This window comes from Chryseobacterium bernardetii (assembly GCF_003815975.1).
GTDB lineage: Bacteria > Bacteroidota > Bacteroidia > Flavobacteriales > Weeksellaceae > Chryseobacterium > Chryseobacterium bernardetii.
Genome location: NZ_CP033932.1, coordinates 1,478,108 through 1,497,409 on the forward strand (window position 1 = coordinate 1,478,108; position 19,302 = coordinate 1,497,409).

General features: G+C 35.8%; 15 protein-coding genes. 4 read left to right on the top strand and 11 right to left on the bottom strand.

Features of this window, described 5'->3' with window-relative positions:
- Positions 1–5: 5 nt before the first annotated feature.
- The 3 genes from EG339_RS06860 to EG339_RS06870 all read right to left on the bottom strand — a co-directional run bounded on the left by EG339_RS06860 (position 6) and on the right by EG339_RS06870 (position 3,563).
- Positions 6–1,844: an ABC transporter ATP-binding protein gene (locus EG339_RS06860; RefSeq protein WP_123869526.1), complete on the bottom strand. Its 1,839-nt coding sequence runs from the start codon at positions 1,842–1,844 to the stop codon at positions 6–8.
- A 230-nt stretch (positions 1,845–2,074) separates the two neighbouring features.
- Positions 2,075–2,998 carry a M28 family peptidase gene (locus EG339_RS06865; protein WP_123869528.1) on the bottom strand — a complete coding sequence of 308 codons (924 nt, stop codon included), beginning with the start codon at positions 2,996–2,998 and terminating at the stop codon, positions 2,075–2,077.
- A gap of 175 nt (positions 2,999–3,173) precedes the next feature.
- Positions 3,174–3,563: a DUF4293 family protein gene (locus tag EG339_RS06870; protein WP_123869529.1), complete on the bottom strand. Its 390-nt coding sequence runs from the start codon at positions 3,561–3,563 to the stop codon at positions 3,174–3,176.
- 144 nt (positions 3,564–3,707) lie between these two features.
- Here EG339_RS06870 and rho point away from each other — a divergent pair, with 144 nt between their 5' ends.
- The gene (gene rho, locus EG339_RS06875; RefSeq protein WP_123869531.1) at positions 3,708–5,528 is read left to right on the top strand and encodes a transcription termination factor Rho; all 1,821 of its coding nucleotides are present in this window, start codon (positions 3,708–3,710) and stop codon (positions 5,526–5,528) included.
- A gap of 203 nt (positions 5,529–5,731) precedes the next feature.
- Positions 5,732–6,328 (top strand): superoxide dismutase, encoded by a 597-nt coding sequence (locus EG339_RS06880; RefSeq protein ID WP_123869533.1) that lies wholly within the window; start codon positions 5,732–5,734, stop codon positions 6,326–6,328.
- A gap of 69 nt (positions 6,329–6,397) precedes the next feature.
- Here EG339_RS06880 and EG339_RS06885 read toward each other — a convergent pair whose 3' ends face one another.
- The 3 genes from EG339_RS06885 to EG339_RS06895 form a co-directional block, all read right to left on the bottom strand.
- On the bottom strand, positions 6,398–7,897 hold the full coding sequence (locus EG339_RS06885) for a T9SS type A sorting domain-containing protein (protein ID WP_123869535.1): 1,500 nt from the start codon (positions 7,895–7,897) through the stop codon (positions 6,398–6,400).
- A gap of 317 nt (positions 7,898–8,214) precedes the next feature.
- Complete coding sequence (locus EG339_RS06890) at positions 8,215–8,637, bottom strand: DUF6146 family protein (RefSeq protein WP_123869536.1); 423 nt, start codon at positions 8,635–8,637, stop codon at positions 8,215–8,217.
- Positions 8,638–8,686: 49 nt separating this feature from the next.
- Entirely contained in the window at positions 8,687–9,886 is a 1,200-nt protein-coding gene (locus EG339_RS06895) for an endonuclease/exonuclease/phosphatase family protein (RefSeq protein ID WP_123869538.1), read from the bottom strand.
- A gap of 412 nt (positions 9,887–10,298) precedes the next feature.
- Here EG339_RS06895 and EG339_RS06900 point away from each other — a divergent pair, with 412 nt between their 5' ends.
- Entirely contained in the window at positions 10,299–13,043 is a 2,745-nt protein-coding gene (locus tag EG339_RS06900) for a TonB-dependent receptor (RefSeq protein ID WP_123869540.1), read from the top strand.
- Between the two features lie 11 nt (positions 13,044–13,054).
- Positions 13,055–15,223, top strand: coding sequence for a DUF5689 domain-containing protein (locus tag EG339_RS06905; protein WP_123869542.1), 2,169 nt, complete (start codon positions 13,055–13,057; stop codon positions 15,221–15,223).
- A 452-nt stretch (positions 15,224–15,675) separates the two neighbouring features.
- Here EG339_RS06905 and EG339_RS06910 read toward each other — a convergent pair whose 3' ends face one another.
- From EG339_RS06910 to EG339_RS06930, 5 genes are all read right to left on the bottom strand, one after another.
- Entirely contained in the window at positions 15,676–16,146 is a 471-nt protein-coding gene (locus EG339_RS06910) for a DUF6702 family protein (RefSeq protein ID WP_225717216.1), read from the bottom strand.
- 58 nt (positions 16,147–16,204) lie between these two features.
- Positions 16,205–16,957, bottom strand: coding sequence for an LOG family protein (locus tag EG339_RS06915; RefSeq protein ID WP_378113566.1), 753 nt, complete (start codon positions 16,955–16,957; stop codon positions 16,205–16,207).
- A gap of 10 nt (positions 16,958–16,967) precedes the next feature.
- Entirely contained in the window at positions 16,968–17,681 is a 714-nt protein-coding gene (locus EG339_RS06920; protein ID WP_123869545.1) for a nucleotidyltransferase family protein, read from the bottom strand.
- 37 nt (positions 17,682–17,718) lie between these two features.
- The gene (locus EG339_RS06925) at positions 17,719–18,135 is read right to left on the bottom strand and encodes a RapZ C-terminal domain-containing protein (RefSeq protein ID WP_123869547.1); all 417 of its coding nucleotides are present in this window, start codon (positions 18,133–18,135) and stop codon (positions 17,719–17,721) included.
- A 66-nt stretch (positions 18,136–18,201) separates the two neighbouring features.
- Positions 18,202–19,218, bottom strand: a complete 1,017-nt coding sequence (locus EG339_RS06930) for an aminoglycoside phosphotransferase family protein (protein ID WP_123869549.1) — start codon at positions 19,216–19,218, stop codon at positions 18,202–18,204.
- Between the last annotated feature and the right edge of the window lie 84 nt (positions 19,219–19,302).

A 19,302-nucleotide genomic window follows, 5' to 3' on the forward strand; every position in this document is an offset into this window, starting at 1 on the left:
AATAATTAATCAAAGTTTTGAAGTTCAACGAGTTTGTTGTACATTCCTTTTTTTGCAATAAGCTCATGGTGGGTTCCCTGTTCAACGATGGTTCCTTTTTCCATCACTACAATCCAGTCTGCTTTTTGGATGGTTGAAAGTCTGTGGGCAATCACAAGGGAAGTTCTGTTCTCCATCATTTTTTCCAGAGCATCCTGTACAAATCTTTCAGATTCCGTGTCTAAAGCTGAAGTAGCTTCATCCAGGATCATGATCGGTGGATTTTTCAGTACGGCTCTTGCAATGGATACCCTTTGTTTTTGTCCTCCGGAAAGTTTGTTCCCGTCATCCCCGATGTTAGTATCATATCCTTCAGAAAGCCCTGTAATGAATGCATCTGCATTAGCTATTTTAGCCGCTGCAATTACCTCGTCTCTGGTAGCATCAGGTTTACCCATCAGGATGTTGTTGTAAACAGTGTCATTGAACAATACAGATTCCTGAGTGACCATTCCCAAAAGCTGTCGGTATTCCTGTAGCTTCAAATGTTTGATATCCACACCATCAATTAGAATTTGCCCTTCAGAAACATCATAGAATCTTGCTAAAAGATTGGCAATAGTTGTTTTTCCACTTCCGCTCTGTCCTACCAAAGCAACTGTTTTTCCTTTAGGAATTGTCAGATCAAAGTTTTTAAGAATCAGATTGGCCTTATCATAATAAAATCCGATATTCTTAAATTCTATATTTCTGTTAAGGGTTGAAATAGAAACCGGTTCAGCAATTTCTTCAATTTTCACATCGGCATCAAGGATTTCAAGCACCCTTTTCAAAGAAGCTTCTCCTTTCTGTACGTTGGAAATAGAGGTTGATAAGCTCTTCGCAGGCGGAAGGATCTGGAAGAACATTCCCAGGAATACAAGGAAGTCGGCAGGTGATATGCTTTGTTCTACAATAATCTGTTTACCTCCATACCATGCAATGATCAAAAAGGTAATAGACCCAAGGAATTCGCTCATTGGAGATGCCAGTTCTTTCTTTTTACCTAAGCTGATAGAGCTCGAAATCCATTTGTTCATTGATTTCATGAAACGGTTATCCATAATCTTTTCCGCATTAAAGATTTTAATAACTTTTGATGATTTAAGTGTTTCATCTACTATGGAGAAGATTGTACCCAGTTCATGCTGTGCTTCGTGAGAATCTTTTTTAAGGCTTTTCCCGATTAAGGCGATCATTGTTCCCATTACCGGAAGTACCAGCAGGGAGAAAAGAGTCATTTCTGCACTCAGGAAAAACAGAGTAATCAATGTACTGATTAGCATGAAAGGGGCATTGATAAGTTCTATTAAACTTCCCAAAATATTCCCCTCCACATCGCCAACGTCATTAGACATACGGGACATCATATCTCCTTTTCGGCTTTCTGTAAAGAATGAAACGGGTAGAGAAAGTATTTTTCTATACATGGCTCCACGAAGATCTTTGGTAACTCCCACACGGTAATTGATAAGCAATAAAGAACCAAAATATCGGAATGCATTTCTTAAAAAGAACATGAAGGCAGTAATTACACAAAGCCAGGCAAGAACAGTTAGAGCGCCATGAGCACTTACCAAAGTCTGGATATAGTAATTGGAATATTCTTTTACATAGGTGAAAAAATCTAAGATTTCACCGGAATAAACAGGAGCTGTTTCATATTTTTCAGGTTTAATAGTGCCGAAAAGCATTCCCAAAACCGGTAAAATAGTCCCTAAGGAAGCAATCTGAAATAAGGAATACAGAATATTGAAAAACAAACTTCCGTAGATATATTTTTGATGGGGTCTGGCGAACCTCAGAATTTTTTTATACTCATTCATTCAATGAAAAATTTGGATAGCAAAATTACGTAAAATTAGAAGATAAGACGTTCTTAATCCTGTTTTACTTTAATGGATAAGTTTCAAAATCAGTGTTTTTGTTACAACACATTGAAATAAAGTAAAAAACAAGTGAAAAACACTGCAGAATCTGGAGCACAGAAAGAGTATATTTTCAGATAAAGTCAAAATAAAACCGCCAGAAAGGCGGTTACTGTATGAGGATCGAATTAGTTAAAATTTACCTGATCATTATATTTTGGAGCAAAGTTTTTAGGATTAAGTTTATCCAATGTCTGTCCGAAATTATTAATGATCTGGGTCATATTATCTACATCAACAATGCTGATATCATCATTTACGTGGTGATAGTGAGTAGCTTTAGTCATATCAACTGTTGAAAATGAATGGGCAATAATTTTCTTTTTTACGAAACTTACATTATCTGAACGATAAAAGAGTTGCTGCTCTGCATATGGATCTGCATTGATCTTTAAGCCATTTACTGCATAGGTATTGAAGAGTTCGTCAAGATCTGAAAAGCCGTCTCCGGTCATATATAATGCATTTTTCCCCCATTGAGATTCAGTGGCTACCATTTCAAAATTGAAAAGGGCAGTCATATTTTTATATATCTTGTCAAGATTTTTATCCTCAGAGATCGCTTTTGATCCAAGCATTCCTTTTTCCTCCCCGTTGAAAGCCATGAATGCCATAGAAAATTCAGGGTCCTTATCTTTAAAATAATCTGCGATCCCTACCAATGTGGTAATTCCGCTGGCATCATCATCAGCGCCATTATAAATATTGTCCCCACTTTTATTTTTGGTACCGATATGATCAAAATGTCCTGAAAAGCCAAGAGTTTTATCAGATTTACCTTTCTTTATACCACAAACATTATAGGCAGTTTTCCCCTTATAATCAAAAGGAATCAGATAAGAATTTCCTGTACAGTATTTAAGGTTGTTTTCTTTGAAAAGACTAGCTATATAGTGAGCCGCATTTTCATTTTCAGGAGTTCCTATTTCACGGCCTTTCATTTCATCAGATGCCAGGGTGGAAATCACTGTTTTTACTCTTTCTTTTGAAACCTCCTGTGCAAAAGCGGATATAGAAAATAGTGATAAAGTAAGATATGTTAGCTTTTTCATAGTCTTTAATTAAAAATTATAGGATCTGTCGTTTTTTACATTAAAATGTTGCAGGGAAGTTACATAAATTAATTGATCTGGGTAGATTACTCCATAGAACAGCGGAATACAGGCAGGTATAAATAAAAAACAGCTCCTAAAAGGAACTGTTCTTACTCAAAAAATCGTTGTAAGGTTACCGAAGCCTGTCTACAGATTTCACGAGCCTCTCATCTTTACGGATGTATACATTTGCTATAAGCAGACATATCACCGCGATTAATGGGAAAATCGGCTCAATACCCTTCTCAGGAAACTGAATTCCTCCGGATAAACTTAGCAGCCAGTACGCCAATACACCAATCAACAAAGCGTTTATAATGATGCTGATCGTATTCAGCAAAATTTGTCTTTTTCTGTTTTTAAAACTAAAAATACTTAATGATCCAATAATAACAAGGATAATACATCCTATGTTAAGTACAGGAATACTGTCTGAAATTACAACATCCTGTCCTGTTATAAAAAGGAAAACAGCAGCTAAAACTGCTAATAAAGTCCATATAGTTTGTATTCTCTGTAGCATTGAATATTAAATTCTTGGCAAAAATAATATAAATTTTGCACAATTCAAAAATAAGTGTAGATTTGCATTATACAATGTACTTGAAAACCAAAGTCACCGGACTTACTTTTCTTACTCACAATTAATTACATTTTTACATTAAATATGTTTAACATAGAAACGTTAAGGTCAAAATCCGTAACGGAACTGACTAAAATCTTAAAGGATTTGGGCGTTAAAGTTGCAAGAAACAGCAATGAAAATGACAAAATCTTTGCAATTCTTGACTTTCAGGCTTCCAACCCTAAAGTAGCAAAAGATTATTTCAACGCCACGGAAACCAGCGCCAATACTGAAGAAGCTCCAGCAGAAAAAACTGCAAAGGCTCCTATAAAGAAAGCTGCTCCAAAGAAAGCCCCGGCAAAGCCTAAGGCAACTGCAAAAGCTCCGGCAGAACCAAAAGTAGAGGAAAACGTAGAAGAAATAACGCCGGTTGCCGAAGAAATAAAAGCAGAAGAGCCTAAGACTGAAACAGTAGCAGCAACAGCCAGCGAAGACGCATCTGCAGCTAACCCGGCTAAGAAAAAAAGGAAAAGAGTTTCTGCCAGTACAGGAAATGCAGAAACCTCCCAGGAGAAAACAGAAGCTCCTAAAAACACAGAACCTCAAGAGCCTGCCCAGGCGGAAGAAAAGCCTCACAACCCTCAACAACCTCAGGCTAACAGACCTCAAAAGGGACACAACCATCCACAGAACGGTGGAAACCAAAATAAAAATCAAAATCAACACCAACACCAGAATCCTAACCAAAATCAGAACAGACATTCTGAAAAGGCAGAGGAACAGCAAGACCATAAAAAAGAATTCAACTTTGATGGAATGGTGAGCATTGAAGGGGTGTTGGAGATTTTACCAGACAACTACGGATTTTTACGTTCTTCAGACTTTAGCTATATTTCTTCTCCTGATGATGTGTATGTTTCTACAGCACAGATCAGAAATTTCGGGTTGAAAACCGGAGATACCGTTAAAGGAATTGTAAGATTACCTAAAGAAGGAGAAAAATATTTTTCATTATTAAGACCTACGGAAGTTAACGGGCGTGATCTTGCATTTATCAAAGACCGTGTAGCTTTTGAATATCTCACTCCACTTTTCCCTGAAGAAAAATTCAACCTGGCAGGAAGCGGATCTACAGTTTCTACAAGAATTGTTGACCTGTTTGCACCTATTGGTAAGGGGCAAAGAGCAATGATCGTAGCACAGCCTAAAACAGGTAAAACGATGTTGCTTAAGGATATTGCTAATTCTATCGCTGCTAACCACCCTGAAGTATATATGATGGTGCTTCTGATAGACGAACGTCCGGAAGAGGTTACTGATATGGAAAGAAGTGTAAATGCAGAGGTAATTGCTTCTACATTTGACGAGGCCGCTGAAAAACATGTAAAAGTGGCAAACCTGGTTTTGGCTAAAGCTCAGAGAATGGTAGAGTGTGGGCATGATGTTGTGATTCTGTTAGACTCTATCACCAGATTGGCAAGAGCTTACAACACTGTAACGCCGGCATCCGGGAAGGTTCTTTCCGGTGGGGTGGATGCGAATGCACTTCACAGGCCGAAGAGATTCTTCGGAGCAGCAAGAAAAATTGAAGGTGGAGGATCTCTAACAATTATTGCTACGGCATTAATTGATACAGGTTCTAAAATGGACGAAGTAATCTTTGAAGAATTCAAAGGTACAGGTAACATGGAACTTCAGTTAGACAGAAAAATTGCTAACAGAAGAATTTATCCTGCTATTGATCTTGTTGCATCCAGCACACGTAGAGACGATCTTCTGTTGGATGAAGTAACTTCACAAAGAATGTGGATTCTGAGAAAATACCTTTCTGAAATGAATCCTGTAGAAGCTATGGAATTTGTAGATAAGAACATTAAAGGAACTCTTAACAATGAGGAATTCCTAATGTCTATGAATAAATAAATTTAATTATTGTTAAATAGAAAGCACGGATCTCAGGATTCGTGCTTTTTAGTTTATTAATTTACGGATTAAAAAATATTTTTAGAATTTAATTCATTCTAAATCAATATATCAATGTTAAAGATTTATTAAAGTAATCCCCAATCTTTGATAATACCTTAAATATTGGCTAATTTTGAAGTATAACATTAAAAATAAAGATTATGTCATTTGAATTACCAAAATTAGGATATGCATACGATGCATTAGAACCCACGATCGATGCTAGAACTATGGAAATCCACTATACGAAGCACCACCAGGCGTATATTGACAATTTAAATAAAGCAATTGAAGGAACTGATCTAGCAGGAAAAACTATTGAAGAAATCTGCAAGACAGGAACAGATAAGCCAGCTGTAAGAAACAATGGAGGAGGACACTTCAACCACTCTTTATTCTGGGAAATCTTAACTCCCGGAGGAAGCAAAGAGCCGGTAGGAAATGTAAAAGCTGCCATAGAAAACTATGGTGGTTTTGAAAAATTCAAAACTGATTTTTCTGAGGCTGCTAAAACAAGATTCGGTTCTGGATGGGCTTGGTTAGTAAAAAATGCTGACGGATCTGTATCTGTTTCTTCAACTCCAAACCAGGATAACCCATTAATGCCTGTTGCAGATGTTAAAGGAACTCCGGTTTTAGGATTGGATGTTTGGGAGCACGCTTATTACTTAAACTACCAAAACAGAAGACCTGACTATGTTTCTGCATTCTTTGATGTTGTAAACTGGGACAAAGTAGAAGAATTATTCAACAAATAATTTTCATCTATTATAAAAATAAAAGGTTCAGAAATTTTCTGAACCTTTTTTAATTTGAAATAGTAAGATTTATCTTTTTATTATTTTCTGTGTGAACACTTCGTTACCTGAGCTTACTTTTACAATGTAAGTATTGGATGGTAATGAGTGAATATCCACAGCTATATCTTTTTCGTTGCTAAAAGCCTTTTCAAATACAACCTTACCATTGATGTCATTAACTTGTAATGATCCTGAACGTGTCTTGTCAAGCGATATTATAAATACCCCATTGTTAGGGTTTGGTGAAATCTGGATATTTTTCTGCTGAACTTTTTCTTTAAGCATAGATTTCGAGTTGTTAGGATCTGCATTAAGATCTATATGATAATCTTTATCTTTTGGTTTTGCAAACTTAGCTGCAGGGTTAGACGTATTTGTGCTAGTGCGCAGATTTTCACAGTACATGAAGTCATATGGAGAGTTGATGCTGTTTTCGGCATGAACGCCATCATTATTGCCTCCTAAGGAATAAACAAGCTCAATAATAAATTTATATTGCCCTGAAGGCGGGTTGGTGAGATCTGCCTGGTTGATGGTAAATTCAAATTCATTTGGATTAGGAAAATTAACTGTTGCAGATGTCGGATACATTGTGCTTGTTGCTATATCCAAAAGTGATATCTGAAAGTTGACAATGCTTGCCCCTTGTGGAATGGCATAGTTACCATTTACCTGTAATGGAAAGCCTGTAGGAGTTTTACATGAGCGGACCTGATAAGTGAAGTCAACATAGGCGGTGTTCATTCTGCAGATGCTATTGCTTAGGTCAGCTATTTCCGTAGTGGTTAAGGTGAAATTTGTCTTATTCAGATAGAATCTTGGAAGCAGATTGTGGTCAGGGTCGTCATTGTATTGCTCAATAGGTCCGTTATATGAACCTCCACGGCTTGCAATATTGGCTGCAGCTTCTATATATGGCGAATAATCACTTACATGTACCACAATAAATTTAGCATTTCTGTCCATTTTAAATTTTGTAAAGGCTACAAAAGCATTGTCTTCGTGCAATCCATTGGGAGGATCGAAGTTGACCAGATAAGAGCCACTGCTCAGGTTGCCATTAGCTCTTTCAGCATCAGAAAATAAGATAATTACTAACGGCCTTTCACGGTGCTTGTCTAATGTTTTTTGCGGGCTCACGATATCAGGATCAGGGTAGTGATCAAGAGCTGATCCTATTAAATTAACTGCATTATGAAAATGGTCACCATTTTTTAATCTTCTTGAGAATGTTTGGGCGGTTGCCAGATCATTGGTGAAATTAGATTCTATATAGATTCTGGGAAGAGAAGGGCTCATGTCCTTATAATCTGTTCCATAATGTACTACAGCAACCCTGTTGTCCCGATTACATTTTAAAACCTGTTCCATGAGTTTCATGGTAGAGACAGTCATTTGATTAAAGGCTACATCACTTATAGAACCACTGTTATCCAGGCAGAAAATGATGTCGCTTCCTGTTTGTGAATAGAGCGGTTTCCAGGATAATAAAATTGAAAGCAGGATAAGTTTAATGGTATTTCTCATATTTCATTGATTTTAGCATTATTAATTTGAGAATTGATAAATTGCTTATCCGATAATTTGACTTTTACAGAACGGAATGTCTGTACGATAGAACATGGCATGGCTGAAAAGCATGCAGTGCAGGATGTTTTTTTCATGGTTTTAATTTTGTTAGGGTGAATAAATACTGAGATATCAAAATTCAGTACTATACAAATATATTAAAACCTGAACAGAATATTAAAATTATTTCGTATAATTAGATAATTATAGTATTTAATTATGTTTTTATTTGGAAAATAGGGTTTTTGTAAATATAATTTGATTCTTTTGGGGATTTATCTTCTCGCATCACTTGCGGATAATCCATTCATTTTTAAACCGTACTTCCAGCTTACATATGCAAATACCTGGTAGAGTTTGTATTCAAACTTTATCCCGTAGTTTTCTCTAGGATTATAGTCTATTCCGGATTCTATGATATTCCTGTATTTTCCGGAACTGTAATAGCTGTTCCATTCATTGACAAGGAATGTATTCTTTGTTTTCAGAAAAGATTCTGAATATTGACTGATGGGTTTGGCTATCGCATTGAGAAAATAATCAAATTCAGTGTCAATAACTGTCAGGTCCCATTCTCCATCCTCATTTTTAGACGGTTTCATCTCATTCTGTTCCTTATCCTTTTTAGGCGTATTTTGTTGGGAAAGACAGCTGAAAGGAACAAAGGCAATAAATAGTATTAGGACAAATTTTTTCATGACTCTATTATTTATTAAAAAAGCACTCCAATAAGAGTGCCTTTCTGTATTATTTTTTAATATATTCTTTCTGAACTACGGAAACCGCAGGGAAGTGGTCACTGTATCCACCAGTGAATCGGTCACCATCCCAAGAACGTAAAGGATATCCTTTCCATTGTCCTTCTTTGTTTACCAGGTAAGCAGGAGCATAGATCTCAGCTTTAAAAATAGTATAAGTAGGCGTAATCTTTTCAGGTGAATAAAGATTTCTTGAAACAATAATCTGATCAAACAAGTTCGGAGCATCCCTATAGGCAAGAGACGCTACACCAGCCTTATATAATTTGTACATTAAGTTATAATAAGGAGTTTTGTCTGATAATTCGCTCGGATCTCCCACAGCAGCCAAATGTTTTTTCAAACTTGGGCTTACCGGGTCATCATTATAATCACCCATTGAGAATAATTTGATGCCAGGATTTTCTGCAGTAACTTTATCCATTTCTTCTTTCAATACAGTGGCTGCAGTATTTCTTTTAGCAAGGGAAATAGCTTCACCTCCTCTTCTGGATGGCCAGTGATTCATAAAGATTCCTACTTTTTCTCCATCCAATAATCCGATAGCTACTACAATATCTCTGGTGTATTCTCTTTTTCCATCCTCATCATAGATTTTAATTTCTTTCTTATAAGAATCTAAAACAGCGAATCTTCCTTTCTGGTAAATAATTGCCACATCAATACCTCTTGCGTCATAAGAATTAAAATGTACAATTCCGTAATTGCTTTTTGCCAAGGCCGGCTGTTTGATGAGGTCTTCAATTACCTGTCTGTTTTCCACCTCAATCAGTCCACAGATGGCCGGATTATCATTGGTATACTGTCTTCCAAGTTCAGAAATAACCTTAGCTTCATTCGCTAATTTCTGGTTGTAATATTTTGTTCCCCATCTTTTAGGGCTGTTGGCTGTAAAATCTTCAGATAAGAACTGTTTTCTGATCACCTTCTTACCAATTAAAAGATCATCACTCCATTCCCCTTTATAATCTTCTGTTGTCTCAAGGTATTTTAGAGAATCCACGGGTACACTTCTGTGGAATTTAGGGTTGGAACGTGGCAAAGTTCCATCAATATAATCTGCAGAAGGAATAGTGTCCCAAAGGTTTTCTACGTTCAGGAATGCGACAGCAGCTCTCTTTACCTGCCTCTGTTGTGAGAAAGCAGAACCAAAGCAAAATAGGGCGGCAATGATTAAATATTTTTTCATATTCTTAGTATATTCAAAAAATTGAGGGGTAAAATTACTAATTTTATATAAGAATAAAGATTAAAATAAACTGAGTTTAATTTAATAAAAGGTTAAGGTTGAAACGGAAAGTCTGAAAGAAATGTATTATCATTCATTATTTTGATATTATTAATGATGTCTGTTATTTATATAATGCTTAAAAATAAGCGGTTTATATTGGATTAAAAAATATTCTTTAATGATTATTGTATGCTTTCCTTAAAATCTGTTCTTCTTTTTGTGATTGATTAAAATTAGCCTGTATTTTTAGGATAATGAATAGACGTTAAGAAAAATTAATAGAATAAATAGCTAAAAATGTTTAACTTAATGAAAATAGTCCTAAATTTGTTGCCCTTTAAATAAAGAAGGAGTTAAAAATAAGTTTATTATGATTAAAAAACTATCCCTAATCTCTTTGTTTACTTTAATGCCTGCCTCTTTTTACTTTGCGCAAACTACTGTATTTGCGTATGTTAAAGATCAGGATGGTAAGCCTTTGGAGAAAGCAGAAGTAGATCTGGCACAATCCGCGGATGATACATCTGTGGATAAAATTGGATACTTCCAGTTTGTGGATTTAAAACCTGGCCACTATCTTATTACAGTTACAAAACCAAATTTTGAGTCTAAAATCCTAGAGTTTGATGTAACTGCAGATGAGAAGAGAAAAGATTTAGGTGTTATTACACTTAATTACAACTTAGGATCAGATGCAGGAGTAATAGTTATTGACGACTCGGCAAATGATACTGAAGAAGGAGGCTCATCTATGCAGCCTACTGTAGGACTTTTAAGTTCAGGAAGAGATGCTTTCCAGAATGTTTCAGCTTTTGAATTGGGGGCTTACTGGTTCAGACCAAGAGGGGTAGATAACAGATTTGAGGATGTACTTTTTAATGGAGTATCCATGTCTAAAAATGATGATGGAAGAATTGACTTCAACAACTGGGGAGGACTGAATGACGTTACAAGATATCCTTACGAAAATGTAGATAATATTACTCCTTCAGAATATACTTTTGGTAATTTAGGTGGGGTGGTATATTATAATACGAGAGCTTCAAGCTATAGAAAGCAGACTTCCTTAGCCTATTCATTTACCAACAGAAGTTATCTGCACAGAGCAATGGCTACTTACTCTTCCGGATTAAGCAAGAATGGCTGGGCGTTTACCTTCTCAGGAAGCAGAAGATGGGGAGACCGAGCTATTCTTGATGGTGTTTATCAGGATGCATATGCTTATTTTGCCTCTATTGAGAAAAAATTCAGTGACAGACATTCCATTAACTTAACGGCTTTCGGATCTCCAACTTACAGAGCTTCCAATGCTCCAAATACCCAAGAGGTTTATGACATTATGGGTAAAAACTACAACTCATACTGGGGATGGCAGGATGGAGAAAAAAGAAACTCCAGAATCAGAAATGTTTTTGAACCGATGTTTATCTTAACAGATTATCTGAAAATTGGTAAAAATTCTAACTGGACAAATACTGTTTCTTATCAGTTTGGAAGCGACGCAAGAAGCAGATTAGACTGGTTCCACGCTTCTGATCCCAATCCAACTTACTACAGAAAACTACCAAGCTACGGTATTCTAACAGAAGATGAATTCAGACAACAATCACAAATCGACTGGAATTATCTTTACAATACAAACCGTCTTAACCTTACCAAAATGGATGGGACAGCAAGAGGTGCCGTGTATACTATTGTAGAAGATGTAAATAAAGATAAAACGTTCAATTTCACCTCTCACTTTGATACTAAATTAAAAGATAACTGGAAGCTAAACATCAACTTCAATTATCAGAATTTAAAGTCTGACAACTTCAGAAGAGTTAAAGATTTATTAGGAGCTAATTTTGCTTATAATCTTAATGCATTCAACGGAGATGCCCAATATGATGCAGATAACACTGACGTAACAGTAAGAAAAGGAGACAGAACTCAATATTCTTACGAATTGACAAGAAATCATTACTCTTTAAACATTTCATCTGAAATAGATTTCAATAAGTGGAATGTTATTGCTTCCATCTTCTCTTCTTATTCAGAGGCTTATAGAGAAGGTAACTTCAGAAGTGGTCTTGCAAGATTTAGAGATAATTCAAAAGGGAAAAGCGCAATATATGACGCTTTAGATGCAGGGATCAAAGGAAAAATTACCTATAAGATCAATGGAAAGAACTTTATTGTTTATAATGGAGCTTTCTTTAGTTTAGCACCTACTTTGAATGAGATTTATATCAACCCAAGAATGGTTGATTACTTAACACCTGGGGTTACTAATCAGATGATCAATTCTAATGATTTAAGTTATATCTTAAGAGGGCAGATTCTAAAATTAAGGTTATCTGCTTATTATACTACTATTCAGAACGCTACTGAAATTTCAAGATATTATGCTGATGTAAATGACGGCACTTTAGGAAATTCTTTTAGTACTTTAGTAAACGAAGCAATGAGTGGTGTAAATAAGAGATACATGGGACTTGAATTAGGATTTGATGTTAAGGTAACACCTACATTAAATGCTGTTGGGGTCGCAAGTATTGGAGAATACAAATACACCAACAATCCTGAAGTTTCTACTTTTGATGACCTTAACGGGTTTAGAGGAACTGATGTTTGGGGCAAGGCAAATGTTAAAGATTATAAGGTAGCAGGAACTCCTCAAAAAGCATTCTCATTCGGCTTAAAATATAACTCTCCAAAATATTGGTGGGTTGGGGCGTCTGCGAACTATTTGATGGATCAGTATCTTGATTTCTCTGCATTGAATAAGACCCCTTATATGTATACTGACTCACAAACCAATGATCCATTCCCTGGTGTAACTCCTGAATTGATAGAACAAATTACTAAACAAAAGAAATTTGATAATCAGTTCATGTTGAATGCTAATGCTGGTAAATCTTTCCAGTTTGGAAAATACAGAATGGGAATCAGTGTATCTGTAAATAATATCCTGAACAACAGAGACTATGTAACCGGAGGATTTGAACAGGGAAGAAATGTAAACTTTAGTGATGCCCTTACAGATGCCCAAAGAGCAACTCCTTATTTCGGGCCAAAACTTTGGTATGACAGAGGAAGAACTTTCTTTACTAATGTTTATTTAAGATTCTAATAACAACTATAATGAAAAAATATAATTCAATTTTAAAATATATTTTCGTCGTAGCTGCTTCTCTGTTTGTCGTAACAGGATGTGTGCACGATGATAAATACGACCAGCCTAATCTGGATGGATACGACTGTGCCGATAAAAAAGGTATTGTAGTGCCATTTGCTGAAGTAAAAGCAAAGTATGATACTAATGGTGGTGAAACCTACGTTTTTCCTGAAGATAAGACTCCAAATGATGAATCGGATGATTTATATATGGTAGGTTATGTTTCTTCAAGTGATGAAACAGGAAATATTTATAAGACAATATACATACAGGATGCTCTTGAAAATCCTACCCATGGATTTACAATCAGTGTAGATGCGGTAAGTACTTATACAAGGTATCCTCAGGGATCTAAAGTGTATGTTAAGCTTAACGGACTTGCTGTTGGTAACTATGGAACCCTTGTGCAGCTTGGTGTAAAATTAGGATCAGAGTCTAAAGGTTCTGTATCAAGAATTCCTGAAAAGCTTGTTGGGAAATATATTTTCAGATCTTGTGGCCCAAAAGGAAAAATAATTCCTAAGGTGATGAAGCTAGCAGATATGAGTGATCTTGCTGATCAGTATTTAGGATGTTTAATTCAGGTAAATGATGTAGAATTTGATGCAAGAGCATTATGTACTACTTATGCACCGAATGGTGTAACAGTAGATAAAACTATTGGTGAAGGATGGACAGGTACAAAATATGCAAAAACAGCGGTAGTAAGAAACAGTGGGTATGCTTCATTTGCCAATCAGCTTGTGCCTTCAGGTAAAGGTCAGTTTGTAGGGATTTATAGTAAATTCAAATCAGGAACTAGTGCTACTACTTACCAGTTGTATATCAACAGGACTGAAGATCTTAACATGAAAACTTTCCCTCGTTTAGACTTACTTACTGAAAGTCCTTGTGACTTTAACCCAAGCAAATTAACTCCTAAAACGGTTGCAGATATTAAGCAACTTGCTGCAGGAACTACAAATTGGGTGCAGATTACAGGAGATTATTCTCTTACTGCTCAGGTTGTTGCTAATGACGAGACAGGAAACATTTACAAATATGTATATATAGAAGATGCAACAGGAGGAATCAGAGTGAATATAAACAAAACCAATCTATATCTTGACAGTAGATTCAGATTAGGAAAAGATGTTAATATTAAACTTAAAAACCTTTATGTAAGAAGTGTAAATGGAGAAATTCAACTAGGATCTTTATTCAACAATAATACTCAGTTTGGGCAGATTGAAGAAGCTGATATGTATAAATATTTCTTCGATAGCAATACTGCTCCAAGAGCTGTGGTGCCTACAGAAAGAACTATTTCTCAATTATCAATGGCTGATGTCGGAAGATGGATTAAAATCAAAGATGTTCAGTTTGTAAACGGAGATTTAGGGAAAACGTTAACTGACGGAACTTCAGTTACCAGCAGAACTCTTGAAGACTGTTCAGGAAATACTGTTGTCTTAAGAACAAGCGGACAGGCAAAATTTGGTTCTGTTTCTCCAGGAAGTTATGAAGTAAAAGGAGGAAAAGGTGATGTTTATGCGGCTTTGAGTGTTTATAATGGAGTTTATCAATTATGGATTACCAAATTAGCTAATATTGATTTTGATGCTCCTAGATGTGATGGCAGTGTGTATACACCGCTTCCTGTTCTTTATAAAGACGATTTTGCTGCTGGTGGATTCAGTACAGACTGGATAACAGTTAACAAAGTAGGACCAAATCAATTCTGGAATACATCAAACCAAGGAAATGGTACTAATTATTATGCTATGATGAATGGTAATGCTGGTGGTGCTGGAAATAACTTTGCTAATGAAGACTGGTTAATCTCTAAAGCAGTAAGCTTAGCTGGAAAATCTAAAGCAGTAGTAACCTTTACTACCGATGTAAGATATGCAGGAAATGCTTTACAGGTATATGCTACAGACAATTATACAGGAGATGTAGCGACTACTACCTGGACCCAGCTTCCGGCAACACTTGATACCAATACCGGTGCATTCGGAGATTGGGTAAGCTCTGGAAATGTTGACTTAAGCGCTTTCTTAGGCAAAAATGTAAGAATAGCATTCAAGTACACTTCTACAACAGCGGCGGCTGCAACGTGGGAAGTAGATGATTTTAAAATTAAAGGACAATAATTATTGTTTCTACATAGTAAAAGCCAGCTCGGAAGAGCTGGCTTTTTTATGAAATATAAGTGTAGCTATTATAATTATTTATTTTACTATATTTTTATGAAAAAGGAAGAGCAAGGGATGCACGGGAAAGAAGAGGAGAGAAAGTTGATAAATAGCGTTGTCTCAATTACATTAAAAAACCAAACTTTTTTTCAAGGTATATTAATGAATGTGCCAAATGACTGGTGTTATTAAAAATATATTTAGTCCTAATGCAACTTGGTTAGAGTTGGAAGCATGTATGTACAAAGAAATACGTGCTATTTATTTTGATGATGATTATATTAATTCCTTAAAATTAATATTACCTTCAATTACTTCCGTCAACAAGTAAAATAATATTTAAGAGAATTTTTAGCATAAACAAAAAACCACCGCAAAAGCAGTGGTTTTTATATTACAAAATTATTTATCTAAAAAGAAACCTCATTCACTTCTTTTCCTCGTTGGAAGTTCATCATTTTCTGGCTGCCTTTATAGGCTATACTTACCAGGTTGATTTGCTTCGGAAAAGTGCTTAAAAGGATCGTATTTTTAATCTTTAAGGTATTAATATCCGAAACCCCTCCGGTTTCAAAATATACCCATACAGTTTCTCCGCTGATCTGACTTCCCGTAAAAGTAATTGTTTTGGGAGCACCATTAACAAACACATCAAAATTATTGTTCACATATTTTTTCACTTCAGCTTCAAATCCTGCTGTGTTAGGATTGATCTTAATAGCGTCAGAGATATGGCTTGTATTCATTTTTGTGGTAAACTTCAATGTCTTGCTTCCATCAATATAATCCACTTTGGTCATTGAAGAGAAAAAGTCTACATACATAAAACTCATTAACACAAAAAATGTTAAAATTCCTGATATATATAAAAGTTTTTTCATCTTAATTAATAGATTTACAATCATTCTTGCTAGTTATGGTTCACAAATAATATGCCAATTAAAAGTTTACGTTCACAGAATATTTATCATAGAAAGCTTTAATGTGTGCTACGGCTTCATCAGCAGTGTCTACCACTCTGTAAAGATCAAGATCATCTTCTGCAATCATTCCTTCTTTCAGCAAGGTAGCTTTGAACCAGTCTAATAATCCACCCCAGAATTCACTTCCTACCAAAACAATTGGGAATTTACCAATTTTATTGGTTTGAATCAAAGTTATTGCTTCAGTAAGCTCATCCAATGTTCCGAAACCTCCCGGCATTACTACAAATCCCTGGGAATATTTTATAAACATTACTTTTCTCACGAAAAAGTAGTCGAAGTTCATAGAATAAGACCTGTTGATATATGGATTGAAATGCTGCTCAAAAGGAAGGTCAATATTAAGTCCTATTGATTTTCCATTTGCATTGAAAGCTCCTTTGTTTCCTGCTTCCATAATTCCAGGGCCTCCGCCGGTAATAATTCCGAAGCCTAGTCTGGTAATCTTCTCAGCAATTTCTACAGCCATTTCATAGTATTTATTTTCCGGTTTCAGACGTGCTGAACCGAATATAGATACACATGGTCCAATTTTTACCAGTTTTTCATAACCATCTACAAACTCAGCCATAACTTTGAAGACCATCCAGCTGTCTTTGGTAATAGTTTCATCCCAAGTTTTCTGTCTGAAGCTGTTGTGCAGTTTAGTTTCGTTAATATCTAATTCCGGGTTTACCAGGCTTTCATCCCTAATTCCATCCATTTCCATTTGCAAAAAATTATTTAAAATGTTTTTCGGCTTCTATTACAGATTCAGGTCTTCCAACATCTATAAGAATGTTGTCATGCAGAAAACCATGTATATGTTCAGTCTGCATCAGATCAAGATATTCTTCCATAACAGAGAATTTGCCTTTTCTTTTTATTTTTTCAAAGATAACTGGGTTAATACAATGAACTCCACTGAAGGCAAGGGCTTTAAATCCTTTATTGAATTCAGCCAGCCTCTGTTCGCCTGTCTGTACATTCAGCCAGCCTCTTAACACCATATCATCATTGAAAAGGAGTTTTCTCGAGCTTTCACGGTCCGATACTGCTAAAGTAGCAAAATCTTTTACTTTTTTGTGGTACTCCACTAATGCATTAATATTGAGATCAGTTAAAATATCAGCATTTAAAATTAAAAAATCTTCTCCGTGATCAAGAAATCTTCTGGCAAAAATCAAGCCGCCCCCGGTTTCCAACAGTTTGTTGGTTTCGTCGGAGATTTCAATTCTACAGCCGAAGTTATCATTTTTATTTAAGAAATCAACAATCTGATCTCCAAAATGATGGATATTAATCACAAAATCCTTTATTCCGTAACTTTTCAGATAATTGATGTTTCTTTCAAGAAGAGGAATACCATTCACTTTAGCCAGGGCTTTAGGGTGGTGGTCTGTAAATGGTTTAAGCCTGGTGCCTTTTCCGGCAGCAAAAATAAGAGCCTTCATATAATAGGAGTTATAAATGATGTGTACTGATTGCTCATTACTGATTGCTCATGTTCAGTTGTGGCTGTTCGTCGTGATGGATAGTTATCAGCGTTCCGTCTGGGTACTTTTCTCTGATGAATTCAGCAATTTTTATGGCAGAATATACGGATCTGTGCTGCCCGCCTGTACAACCGAAGTTGATCTGCAGGTTTTCAAATCCTCTTTCCAGATAATTTTCAATATTAATAGATACAAGAGATTTTACAAGCTCTAAGAATTTTGGCATTTCAGTTTTGGTTTCAAGGTATTCCTGAACACCAATGTCATTTCCGGTCTGGCTTTTATATTCTTCAATTCTTCCCGGATTTAAAATTCCTCTGCAGTCAAAGGCAAAACCGCCCCCGTTTCCTGAATTGTCTTTTGGAATTCCTCCTTTTTTATACGAAAAACTGTGGATGTCTATGTGTAGCATTTCTTCTTTATTTTTTATTTACTGGATTGAACCATTGAGAGTTTTTAAGGTAAATTGTATGGTCTTTTATTTTAAAATAGTATCAATTTTCTTCTGAGTTTCTTCAAGTGTCAGCTGCTGTATAACCTTATTAAGTTCCGGATAATTTTTCATCTCCTCCCAAGCAGATGCAAACCTTGTGATATTTTCAATTCCTTTTTCAAGGCTTGCCAAGAAATGCTGTTTTCTTTGAATCAATCCTCTGAAGCCATATGCTCCCAGCACCTGAAGGAATCTCATCATCTGCATTGGCTTAACCGAGTTTTTTAGTTGATGTTGAGTTTTTTGATCTTCAAAGAGTTGAATATAAAAATCCAGCATTTTATTTTTAAAGTCTTCAGGGAAATCTGCCTTGGCCTGAAACAAAAATGAAATAACATCATACATCAAAGGGCCCTTCATTGCTGACTGGTAATCAATAAATGAAACTTCATCTTTTTCATTAACCATGATGTTTCTGGCTTGAAAATCTCGGATCATGATGCCTGTAGGTTGGAGATTCTCCACCAATGCCGCAATTTGCTTGAATTCTTTTAGCAGAGTAGATTTATTATACTCAAGCTCCAGAACATCAGCAACAAAGTTTTTAAAATAATAGAGATCATGAATCACCGGAAGTTCATCATAGCTTTCATATTCAAATGTTTTGGAAAAGTCAATTTTTCCCTGGGTTTGTATCTGCAGCCTGAATAGCTTTTCCAGGGTTTGTTTTACCAAAGATTGTACCCGGGGTGATACATGTTCTTTTGTAATCACCTCTGACAATGTTTGTGCTCCTAAAAATTCCTGTACATACATTTTCCTGTCCTCTGTGATGGCAAGAATAGTAGGAGTATTAAGATGAAGCGCAGAAAACACCTCGGAATAATAAAGAAAACTTTCATTTTCCGGAATATTCTCATTATAGGTGATAATATATTTTTCAGTACCGGCTATGGCCAGAAAGTTGACCCTCGCAGAACCGCTTTGAGCTAATGTAATGAATTCAGTGGATTTTTTGCCTAATTGGCTTTCAAAAAATCGATTTGCGTTTTCAGAAGTCATAATTAATATGGAAACAAATATACTAATTTAACATGAATAGTTTTTAGAATGGAAGCGGGTGGCTGGGAATGGGAAGTTCCGAAA

Coding starts and splice junctions, on each gene's coding strand:
- EG339_RS06860 (WP_123869526.1), bottom strand. CDS start 1,844: ATGAATGAGTATAAAAAAATTCTGAGGTTCGCCAGACCCCATCAAAAA.
- EG339_RS06865 (WP_123869528.1), bottom strand. CDS start 2,998: ATGAAAAAGCTAACATATCTTACTTTATCACTATTTTCTATATCCGCT.
- EG339_RS06870 (WP_123869529.1), bottom strand. CDS start 3,563: ATGCTACAGAGAATACAAACTATATGGACTTTATTAGCAGTTTTAGCT.
- rho (WP_123869531.1), top strand. CDS start 3,708: ATGTTTAACATAGAAACGTTAAGGTCAAAATCCGTAACGGAACTGACT.
- EG339_RS06880 (WP_123869533.1), top strand. CDS start 5,732: ATGTCATTTGAATTACCAAAATTAGGATATGCATACGATGCATTAGAA.
- EG339_RS06885 (WP_123869535.1), bottom strand. CDS start 7,897: ATGAGAAATACCATTAAACTTATCCTGCTTTCAATTTTATTATCCTGG.
- EG339_RS06890 (WP_123869536.1), bottom strand. CDS start 8,637: ATGAAAAAATTTGTCCTAATACTATTTATTGCCTTTGTTCCTTTCAGC.
- EG339_RS06895 (WP_123869538.1), bottom strand. CDS start 9,886: ATGAAAAAATATTTAATCATTGCCGCCCTATTTTGCTTTGGTTCTGCT.
- EG339_RS06900 (WP_123869540.1), top strand. CDS start 10,299: ATGATTAAAAAACTATCCCTAATCTCTTTGTTTACTTTAATGCCTGCC.
- EG339_RS06905 (WP_123869542.1), top strand. CDS start 13,055: ATGAAAAAATATAATTCAATTTTAAAATATATTTTCGTCGTAGCTGCT.
- EG339_RS06910 (WP_225717216.1), bottom strand. CDS start 16,146: ATGAAAAAACTTTTATATATATCAGGAATTTTAACATTTTTTGTGTTA.
- EG339_RS06915 (WP_378113566.1), bottom strand. CDS start 16,957: ATGGAAATGGATGGAATTAGGGATGAAAGCCTGGTAAACCCGGAATTA.
- EG339_RS06920 (WP_123869545.1), bottom strand. CDS start 17,681: ATGAAGGCTCTTATTTTTGCTGCCGGAAAAGGCACCAGGCTTAAACCA.
- EG339_RS06925 (WP_123869547.1), bottom strand. CDS start 18,135: ATGCTACACATAGACATCCACAGTTTTTCGTATAAAAAAGGAGGAATT.
- EG339_RS06930 (WP_123869549.1), bottom strand. CDS start 19,218: ATGACTTCTGAAAACGCAAATCGATTTTTTGAAAGCCAATTAGGCAAA.